Raw genomic sequence first — 9989 nt, forward strand, 5'->3', positions numbered from 1 at the left:
CTGGCTAAAGCCATAAAACACGAGAACAGCCAGTCGATGTTTAACATTGACTGGCTGTTTTTTTGGTTAAATCACGCGGGAAAATTGCTGTGTTCTGAGCTTGTTCCGTAGATAGACATCAAAGCACATACAGATATTGCGGATCAGCAAACGTCCTTTCGGCGTTACCACCAGCCCATCTTCCTGACTATCAACCAGCCCATCGGCCACCAGCGGAGCCAGCAGTGCTAAATCCTGCTCAAAGTAGGTTTTAAAATCGATAGCATATTCCGCTTCAATGGGCGCATAGCTAAGCTGGAAATTACAAATCAGCGTCTTAATCACATCGCGGCGAAGGCAGTCGTCACGCGTCAATTGTAGCCCGCGCCATAGCGCATTTCCTGTGTCTTTAACCTGCGCATAATACTGCTTCAGCTCTTTCTGGTTCTGGGCATAACTATCACCGATCATACTAATCGCCGAAACCCCCATACCCAGCAGATCGCTATCGCCCTGCGTCGTATAGCCCTGGAAATTGCGATGCAGCTTCCCTTCTCGCTGCGCTACCGCTAATTCGTCGTCCGGGCGAGCAAAGTGATCCATGCCGATAAACTGATAACCCGATTGCGTCAGCGTCTCGATCGTCTGTTGCAGAATATCCAGCTTCTGCTCCGCGCTCGGTAAATCCGCTTCTTTAATCTTACGCTGCGCCGCAAACAAGCTGGGTAAATGCGCATAGTTAAAGACGCTAAGCCGGTGCGGGCTTAATTCGGCAACGCGCTGTAGCGTAAAGGCAAAACTTTCCGGCGTTTGTTTCGGCAGGCCGTAAATCAAATCAATATTAGTTGAGGTGAAGCCCAGCGCCTTTGCCCGCTCAATAAGAGCAAAGATAACGTCTTCATCCTGCTCACGATTAACCAGCTTCTGAACGTCTTTATTAAAATCCTGCACCCCCATGCTGAGGCGATTAAAGCCCTCGGCACGCAGGTGATCGAGCACATCCAGTTCAATCTCTCGCGGATCGACTTCCAGCGACAGTTCAGCCTGGGCGGAAAAAGAGAATGCCTCGCGCAACAGCGACATCAACCGGCTGATCTGTGCTTTATTCAGGTAGGTTGGCGTACCACCGCCCCAATGCAGTTGCGTCACCGTTCGTCCAGCGAATAACGGCGCGCGCTGGCGAATTTCCTGCTCCAGCACATCCAGGTATTCATCCGCTTTATGCTGCTGACGCGTAACCAGCTTATTACAGCCGCAGAAATAGCATAGCCGATGGCAAAATGGGATGTGGATATACAGCGACAGCGGTCGCTGCGGATAACGGGCGATAGCCTGCTGAAACGCAGGCTCATTGTAAGCTTCACTGAATTCTAACGCTGTGGGATAAGACGTATAGCGCGGCCCGGAATAGTTATATTTTTGAATCAGGGCCAGATCCCAATCAACGGACGGTATCGACATACTCGCTCACTCCTTCCAGTTTTTACTCGGTGGGTTATCCTTCCCCTCCTTTCGATCACCAAAATGGCGCTCAAAAACGCTCCCGGCGTTTTGTTACTCGTCTCATCCTTGAGACTCGCCCGTTAAACAAGGCGCGATGCAATCGGTGCTTACGCTTCGACAAGAGCCACAGTTTACTGAACAGACAGAGCAGATAAAACGCTACCAGCAATATCAGAAACAGAAACAGCCATTTCATTGATTAGAACGCGTCTTTCGGGTTATTACGTTTTAAGAGCTGCAACATATCTTCCTGAGGCTCTTCTTCTTCATCATCACCTAGCTCAATGCCAAGCTCTTCCATCAGGATGTCGATACGATCCAGCGTTTCATCAACCCATGATTGATCTTTGGCGCTCAGCGTTTCGCCACTATCCAGACGATCCAACAAGGCATCCAAACGCGCATCGTTCTCTAACATCTCCAGCTCTTCTTCTGGTGACAGCGTTGGCTTAGCAGCAACGATTTTCTCCACAGGCGCAGAAGGCTTCGGCTTAGCATTCGGTTTAGCGATAGCGCTATCCGCTACGCCAAGCTGTACAGGCTTTTTGCTGCCGATACGCGGATCGGCGACTTTACGCTGCCCGGAACGCGGATCGGTGGACGATTTTTCCTGAGTCCGGCTGCCCGCCGCGTGGCCACGATGCTTTTTATCTTTCTTCCGCTCACGCGCCTCACGCTCCAGCTCTTCACGGGTCTTTCTTTTTACTTTGGGCTTTCCTGCCGTATTGGCAGCCCCTTGGACAGGTCGATTCATAATATTGTTCTCAGGTACACAGATATAAGGGAAGTGCGGCGGAATCTAGCAGAAAGCCAGAGAATAAAAAAGCGCCCACATCAGACGACTGAGCTTTTCTTTTCGTATCAGTCTGCTGCATTTCGAGACAGATAAAGCCGCCTTTATTGTCAGTTACAGGTATAATCCCCAACCAGACAGAGATCCAGATAGAGATAAACATCGTGACTCAGCAATATAACTACCACATGACGCGTTTTATCATTAGCGCCCCGGATATTCGCCACCTGGCAACCGATAGCGGTATTGAAGTGGCTTTTGCTGGGCGCTCTAACGCCGGAAAATCCAGCGCGCTGAACACGCTAACCAACCAGAAAAACCTGGCTCGAACCAGTAAAACACCGGGGCGTACCCAGTTGATTAACCTGTTCCAGGTGGCAGACGGCGTGCGTTTGGTCGACCTGCCCGGCTATGGCTATGCCGAAGTGCCGGAGCAAATGAAGATTAAATGGCAACGTGCGCTCGGTGAATACCTGCAAAAGCGTAACAGCCTGAAAGGTCTGGTTGTGCTGATGGATATCCGCCATCCGCTGAAAGATCTCGATCAGCAAATGATTCAATGGGCCGTCGATGTCGAGCTTCCAGTCTTAGTGCTGCTGACCAAAGCCGACAAGCTGGCTTCTGGTGCCCGTAAGGAACAGTTGAATAGGGTTCGCGAAGCCGTGTTGCCATTTATGGGTGATATTCAGGTCGAGGCATTTTCTTCACTGAAGAAACTTGGCGTCGATAAACTCCGGCAGAAATTGGATAACTGGTTCAGCACGTTAGAACACGCACAAGAAGAACAAGACGCTGAATAACCCTTTCATGTGGTGCGGAACATCTGCTCGCACCACGCCCCTTATTTTCCGCGACGCTCGCCCACCAAAGATTTTCTTTTCACTCCCGAAATACTGCTGACACGTTGTGTCTGCCACGCGGTTACTGGCATTTTGAGGGTAAAAAGCTTGGATAAGCCCCATAAAAAACGCCCCGCTCAAAACTGAGCGGGGCGGCTAATATTCAGCCAAATCCGATTACGTGAAGTAAAAGGTCTGAAAGATAGAACATCTTACCTCTGTACCCTACGTCTTTAACTCTACCCTATTTTTTCACAGGAACAAAGGATTTTTTGTTGTTTACTTTCATAGAAAATGGTTATCGATTACACAAAGTTAAACCAGGTCACATAATATTGTTATTTAATTACAGAAATAGCACAATAATTAGCCATCAATGTGCTTCATCCCAGTTCATGCCCGTCCCGATGTCTACCTGCAACGGGACGTTCAATTGCATACAACCTTCCATTAATACTTTGATTTTATTGATGGATTCCTCAATAACCGAATCATGAATCTCGAAAACCAATTCATCGTGAACCTGCATGATCATCTTCACCTGCGGCGTTTCTTTCTGTATCCAGTCATCAATCGCGATCATCGCTTTCTTAATGATATCGGCAGCCGTACCCTGCATTGGGGCGTTAATTGCCGCACGCTCCGCGCCTTTACGCGCCATCGCATTACGCGAATGGATGTCAGGCAGATAGAGGCGACGACCATCTAGTGTCGACACATACCCATGCTCTGCGGCCTGCTGGCGCGTGCGCTCCATGTAATCCTGCACGCCTGGGTAACGCTCAAAATACAGATTCATGTATTTCTGCGATTCGCTACGAGGAATATTCAACTGGCGCGAGAGGCCAAACGCACTCATGCCGTAGATTAAACCGAAGTTTATCGCTTTCGCACTACGACGCTGTTCTGATGTCACCTTATCCAGCGTGATACCAAACACTTCTGACGCCGTTGCCCGATGGATATCCACCCCGTTCGCAAACGCGTTCAGCAATCCTTTATCGCCCGACAGGTGCGCCATAATACGCAGCTCGATTTGCGAGTAGTCTGCCGCCACAATGCTGTAACCCTTAGGCGCAATAAAGGCCTGACGAATACGGCGTCCTTCGTCATTACGCACCGGGATGTTTTGCAGGTTCGGATCGCTGGAAGACAAGCGCCCGGTCGCCGTCACCGCCTGATGATAGGACGTGTGCACCCGCTTCGTCGCCGGATTGATCATCATCGGTAGCTTATCGGTGTATGTCGATTTCAGTTTGGCCAACCCACGGTATTCCAGAATCAGCTTCGGCAGAGGGTAGTCTAGCGCTAATTCTGCCAACACTTCCTCATTGGTTGATGGTGCACCTTTTGGCGTTTTCTTCAGAATCGGCAGTTTCTGCTTTTCATACAGAATGCCCTGAAGTTGCTTGGTTGATGAGAGATTGAACTCTTCACCCGCCAATTCGTAGGCTTGTGTTTCCAGCTCAGCCAGTCGGGTCGTCAGCTCTTTTGAATGTTCTGCCAAAATTGCGGGATCGATTAGCACGCCGGTGCGCTCGATGCGGGATAATACCGGCACCAGCGGCATATCGATGGTCTGGAAAACCTGACACAGATCGGCATGCGGCTGAAGTTTCCCCCACAGCTTCTGGTGCAGATGCAGCGTGACATCCGCATCCTCCGCCGCATAAGGCCCCGCTTGCTCCAGTGCGATCTGGTTAAACGTTAGCTGATTTTTTCCTTTACCCGCGATCTCTTCAAAGGTAATGGTTTTGTGGTTCAGATAGCGTTCTGCCAGACTATCCATATCATGACGGCCCGCCACGCTGTCGAGCACGTAAGATTCCAGCATGGTATCAAACGCGATGCCGCGTAAATCGATGTCGTACCGCTGCATCACGCCTTTATCAAATTTGAGATTCTGACCAATCTTGAGCCGCTTCTCGTCTTCCAGCAGCGGTTTGAACAACGCCAATACCTTGGCGCGATCCAACTGTTCCGGTGCATCGAGATAATCATGCGCCAACGGCAAATAGGCCGCCTCACCTGGCTTAATCGCAAATGATAAACCAATCAGGTTGGCGGTGAGCGTATCCAGCCCGTCAGTTTCCGTATCAAAAGCGAAAACCTTAGCCAGTTTTAAACGTTCAACCCAATCGAGCAGTGTTTCTTCATCAAGGATCGTGACATAGCCATCAGTAGAAAGCGTGGGGGCGTGATCCTCTTCGGCAACCTGTTCAACCACCGCCTTACTCACCGTGGGCGCAGGCTGGCTACTTTTTTTACCCTGCATCCAGGTGCCTGATTCAACATCTGATAACCAGCGTTTAAATTCATAACGGGAAAAGAGACGATGCAGTTCATCCACATCCAGCTCATTAACAGTAAGCTGATCGCTGCTAAGCTCCAGCTCAACATCCGTTTTAATGGTGGCAAGCTGATAAGAGAGGTAGGCCACTTCTTTATGTTGTTCCAGCTTCGGTGCCATGGTTTTTGCGCCACGGAAAGAAAGCGCCGCAATTTTATCAAGATTGGCGTATAACGAATCCAGCCCGCCTAGCCCTTGCAGTAACGCCTGCGCCGTTTTTTCTCCTACGCCTGGTACGCCGGGAATATTGTCCGATGAATCCCCCATCAGCGCGAGAAAATCGATAATCAGATCAGGAGGAATACCATATTTATCACACACTTCCTGTGGACCAAGAATGGTGTTATTCATGGTATTAATGAGCGTCACATTTGGTGTCACCAACTGCGCCATATCTTTATCGCCGGTGCTAATCAGCACCGATCTACCCGCTTTTTCCGCCTGCACCGCGAGCGTGCCGATCACATCGTCTGCTTCAACACCGGAAACCGCCAAAAGCGGTAGCCCCATCGCTTTCACCATATTATGCAGAGGTTCTATCTGTTCACGCAGATCCTCCGGCATCGGCGGGCGGTGAGCCTTATAGTTTTCGAACAGCTCGTCGCGGAACGTTTTCCCTTTCGCATCAAAAACAACGGCAACATGGCTGGGCTGATATTGCTGCAACAAACTGCGTAGCATATTCAGTACGCCATACATTGCACCGGTGGCTTCTCCCGCACTGTTTGTTAGCGGTGGAAAAGCGTGATAAGCACGATACAAATAGGATGAACCGTCTACCAGTATTAAAGGGTTTTCTGCAATCTGAGCCATAACCTGCCGTGATCGTTGTGAGTCTGTCATGGCACTAAGCATGCCATAGGTCAGGGTAAGAGACGATCCTTAACGCAAGATATTGGCTAATTTTGCATGGATCCTCGCAAGATCTCCCTGTGGATAACTTTGTGCATATTTTTATTAAGCTAATTATTGTTTTCCTCTTTCATTTCATCAATTAATTTTATCCACTTTAATTTCATGCAGTTATAATATAAATGATTGATTTTACTGTATGAGAAACCGTCATTCAATTTGTGGATATAAACAAAAAGATAAATAGGGATTGGAAGTCGATAAGATATAAAAGATAAGAAGATGCACGGCAAGAAGGTATAAAGTCATGTGGTTTTACCCACATGACTGATTAAGTGATTATTTTTTAGTAACGAGGAACTTCACTACGTCAGCGTACTGTTTTACATAGCCATCCATTGAACTGGTATCAAGACCATCACTCTTGATCATATATTTACCGTTAACGAACATCGCCGGAACGCCGCGTAATTGTAAATCTGCGGCCGCTTTTTCCTGCTGAGCAACCAGAGATTTCACAACGAAGCTATTCAGTGCACCATCAAACTCTTCCGCACTCACACCAGCCTTTACAAAGACTGCGCGAATATCTTCCGGCTTTTGTACGGTCTGTGTTTTTTGAACAGCATCAAACATCAGCGGAGTAATTTTATCTTCTACGCCCAGCGCCATAGCCACAGCCCAAGCTTGCGTCAGGTTTGTACCCAATGCTCCCAGAAAGTTCACATGATAACGTGTCATCTTCGTTCCCTCTGGCAGCGCTTTTTTTACTGCATCAGGAACGTGGTAAACCTGTTCAAATTGATAACAATGCGGGCAATAGAAGGAGAAAAATTCAAGAACCTGAGGTTCCTGTGTCGCCGGTTTATCTAATTCTACATATTGCTTACCCTCAGAAAACTCTGCGGCAGACGCACTAAATGCCAGAACAACGCCGATCAGCGCAAGCCATAACTTTTTCATAAATTCCACTCTCTCCATTTAATTTCAGTACATTGGCATTAGCTGTAGAGGAGGTTCCTGCAACAGCTGAGTTTGCCCAATAAATATTGCCGTTTGCTTCAACCAGAAATCTGCATCCGTCATCCAGGGAAAACTTTTCGGAAAAGCAGGATCTTCCCAACGACGAGCAACCCAAGCCAGATAATAAACCTGTCGCATCGCTCTAAGAGGTTCAATTAATGACAGCTCTTTTTCCTGAAAATCTGCAAATTCACTATAGGCTTCTAACAAGATATCCAGTTGAATACGTTGTTCACGACGGTCACCATGCAGCAGCATCCATAAATCCTGAATTGCCGGGCCATTGCGGGCATCATCCAAATCAACAAACAGCGGGCCATCACGCCACAAAATATTTCCTGGATGACAATCCCCATGCAAACGCAATGGTTGCCAATCGCTATGCCAATAAGTTTCAACTGTATCAATCAGTTGACGGGTTGCCTGTAAAAAATCATGTCGATGTGTTTTCGGTATTAGAGAACACGTCTCCAACAGCAGATAAGGTTCGTGCAAATACTCGTTTATCCCAATCGTCGACCGCTCGGTAAATAACGATTTCTGCCCCGTCTGGTGAATCCGACCAAGAAAACGCCCAACCCACTCAAGCTGATCTTCATTGTCCATTTCATACTGCCGGCCACCTACACTGGGGAATACAGCGAAATGAAATCCTTCATAAACATTCAAAGTCTGCCCATTCAGCAAAATGGGCGCGACAATCGGAACTTCATCGTCAGCCAATTGTTGGGCAAAAATATGCTCTTCGTGAATCTGAGCCGCACTCCACCGTTCCGGGCGATAAAATTTCACGACAAATCGTTTACGATTTTCATCCGCAAACTGATAAACCCGATTTTCATAGCTATTTAATGCCGTCAAGCCGGAATCAACACGCAAGCCAACATCCAGCAACGCATCCATGATCAAGTCAGGAAATAGCGTCTGGAAATTAAATACCGAACTATTCATCGCAGCCACAATGGGTCAGAAGCGAACTAAGATATACGCGCACAATCGTTAGCATCATGAACCTTTCCACTAGTCTTTAATGACTCCTCGAGCACGCAGCAAGGCGGTCTTAAAATCTTCTTCATAGTCTTTCTTCAAACCGGGAATAACTTGTTCTTTCTCTGCATCGCGCATTTTTAGATGGTAAATAAGGATATCATCAGTCAGTTCATTTAACTGCCCCTGGAACCCTGCCTCCTGTGCAAGGTTTTGTAAAAATTGCACCAGATTCAAATCCGGCTCTTTTTGCCAGGCTGGGTGCAATAGTTCAATCAGCTCGTTAACACGATGACATTTCATTTTTTTCTCCTTAAAAACGATTTGTACTCAATAAATTTCAACATATGAAAAGTCGTTTGAATGATATTGAGCATATAGTGATAAAAGTAACAGTCTTGCGCACATGAGGAAAGAACTTGGTCTTCTGCGAAAGTTTTCAGAGAATAACGCAGGGCTTACCCCTCATCAGCTTTCGGTTCAGAAAAAGCGGGCATAGATAATTGGGAAATGAAATGATTACAGGCGTTATTCTCGCAGGTGGACGTGCAACGCGTATGGGTGGACACGATAAAGGTCTAATAGCACTAAACCGTGTACCGCTATATCTGCATGTCTTATCTCGGCTGAGAACACAGGTCGATGAAGTCATCATCAGCGCTAACCGCAATCAGGATGTATATGCACAAAGTGGATGTAGAATCATTAGTGATCTTGACACAAACTTTCCAGGCCCTCTGGCAGGCATTCTAAGTGGATTACATGCCGCTATGTCCAAGTGGGTGGTATTCGTCCCTTGCGATGTCCCTTCTCTTCCCCTCGATCTGGTACAGCGCTTATGGCATGCATGTGGGGAAGCAAATGCGGTCTATGCCACAGACGGAGAACGTCCACATCCCACATTAGTTTTAATCAATAAAAACCTTATCGAGCCACTGGAGATTTATCTGCACCTTGGAAACCGTAAGTTGATGCTCTTTATGGAACAGATTGGAGCAAAAACGGTTTCATTTAGCGACCAAGCAGAAGCCTTTCACAATCTGAACTCACCTGATGATTTATCCAATTGGGAGGCTTCACACAATGTGCGTTAATCGTCTGCCCCTACTCGCTATTGCCGCCTACAGTGGTACAGGTAAAACGACATTACTCAAACATGTTATCCCTTTGCTGATTAATCATGGTGTTAGAGTCGGATTAATTAAACATACGCATCATAAAATGGATGTTGATACACCGGGAAAAGATAGCTATGAGTTGCGTAAAGCGGGCGCGGCACAAACCATTGTCGCCAGCAGCCAAAGGTGGGCATTGATGACAGAGACACCTGAACAGGAAGAACCTGATATTTACAATTTGCTAGGGAAAATGGATGCATCCTCCCTCGACCTCGTGTTGGTTGAGGGTTTTAAACACGAGAAAATCGCTAAAATAGCCTTATTCCGCCAATCGTTGGGCAGAGAATTAAGCGATCTGATCGATGAATATGTTATCGCAATTGCAGCAGACTCAGAGATAAACACCCAACTTCCCGTACTTGATATTAATCAGCCTGAGCAGGTAGCCACGTTTATTCGCCAATGGCTTCACAAACACAGTGATTAGCAGACCGCCGTTTACCGCTTTTCCAACGCCACACACAGCAAAAAGCCCCTGTCTTTCG

The 9989-nt window shown here is 47.6% G+C and carries 10 protein-coding genes; 3 read left to right on the forward strand and 7 right to left on the reverse strand.

Features of this window, described 5'->3' with window-relative positions; translation table 11 throughout:
* Window positions 1-66 precede the first annotated feature (66 nt).
* Together hemN and yihI are read right to left on the reverse strand one after the other, a co-directional pair.
* Complete coding sequence (gene hemN / locus OI69_RS18585) at window positions 67-1440, reverse strand: oxygen-independent coproporphyrinogen III oxidase (RefSeq protein ID WP_039354111.1); 1374 nt, start codon at window positions 1438-1440, stop codon at window positions 67-69.
* A 241-nt stretch (window positions 1441-1681) separates the two neighbouring features.
* On the reverse strand, window positions 1682-2236 hold the full coding sequence (yihI, locus tag OI69_RS18590) for a Der GTPase-activating protein YihI (RefSeq protein ID WP_039354113.1): 555 nt from the start codon (window positions 2234-2236) through the stop codon (window positions 1682-1684).
* A 203-nt stretch (window positions 2237-2439) separates the two neighbouring features.
* Between yihI and yihA the strand changes: the two genes are divergently transcribed.
* Window positions 2440-3075 (forward strand): ribosome biogenesis GTP-binding protein YihA/YsxC, encoded by a 636-nt coding sequence (gene yihA, locus OI69_RS18595; RefSeq protein ID WP_072034330.1) that lies wholly within the window; start codon window positions 2440-2442, stop codon window positions 3073-3075.
* Window positions 3076-3277: 202 nt separating this feature from the next.
* Here yihA and OI69_RS20455 read toward each other — a convergent pair whose 3' ends face one another.
* The 5 genes from OI69_RS20455 to OI69_RS18615 form a co-directional block, all read right to left on the reverse strand.
* Window positions 3278-3325 carry a spot 42 RNA, inhibition of DNA synthesis gene (locus OI69_RS20455; protein ID WP_071892919.1) on the reverse strand — a complete coding sequence of 16 codons (48 nt, stop codon included), beginning with the start codon at window positions 3323-3325 and terminating at the stop codon, window positions 3278-3280.
* A 162-nt stretch (window positions 3326-3487) separates the two neighbouring features.
* Window positions 3488-6277: a DNA polymerase I gene (polA, locus tag OI69_RS18600; protein ID WP_039354119.1), complete on the reverse strand. Its 2790-nt coding sequence runs from the start codon at window positions 6275-6277 to the stop codon at window positions 3488-3490.
* Window positions 6278-6655: 378 nt separating this feature from the next.
* Complete coding sequence (dsbA, locus tag OI69_RS18605; RefSeq protein ID WP_039354122.1) at window positions 6656-7279, reverse strand: thiol:disulfide interchange protein DsbA; 624 nt, start codon at window positions 7277-7279, stop codon at window positions 6656-6658.
* Between the two features lie 24 nt (window positions 7280-7303).
* Window positions 7304-8290: a serine/threonine protein kinase gene (locus OI69_RS18610; RefSeq protein ID WP_039354126.1), complete on the reverse strand. Its 987-nt coding sequence runs from the start codon at window positions 8288-8290 to the stop codon at window positions 7304-7306.
* 69 nt (window positions 8291-8359) lie between these two features.
* A complete protein-coding gene (locus OI69_RS18615) occupies window positions 8360-8629 on the reverse strand; it encodes a YihD family protein (RefSeq protein WP_039354129.1) in 270 nt (89 codons plus the stop codon).
* Between the two features lie 212 nt (window positions 8630-8841).
* On the opposite strand from OI69_RS18615, the gene mobA reads away from it, so the two are divergent.
* On the forward strand, window positions 8842-9420 hold the full coding sequence (gene mobA / locus OI69_RS18620) for a molybdenum cofactor guanylyltransferase MobA (protein WP_039354132.1): 579 nt from the start codon (window positions 8842-8844) through the stop codon (window positions 9418-9420).
* On the forward strand, window positions 9410-9931 hold the full coding sequence (gene mobB, locus OI69_RS18625; protein WP_039354135.1) for a molybdopterin-guanine dinucleotide biosynthesis protein MobB: 522 nt from the start codon (window positions 9410-9412) through the stop codon (window positions 9929-9931). The genes mobA and mobB overlap by 11 nt, the downstream gene beginning before the upstream one ends.
* Window positions 9932-9989: the final 58 nt, after the last annotated feature.

Source organism: Pectobacterium fontis (assembly GCF_000803215.1).
GTDB lineage: Bacteria > Pseudomonadota > Gammaproteobacteria > Enterobacterales > Enterobacteriaceae > Pectobacterium > Pectobacterium fontis.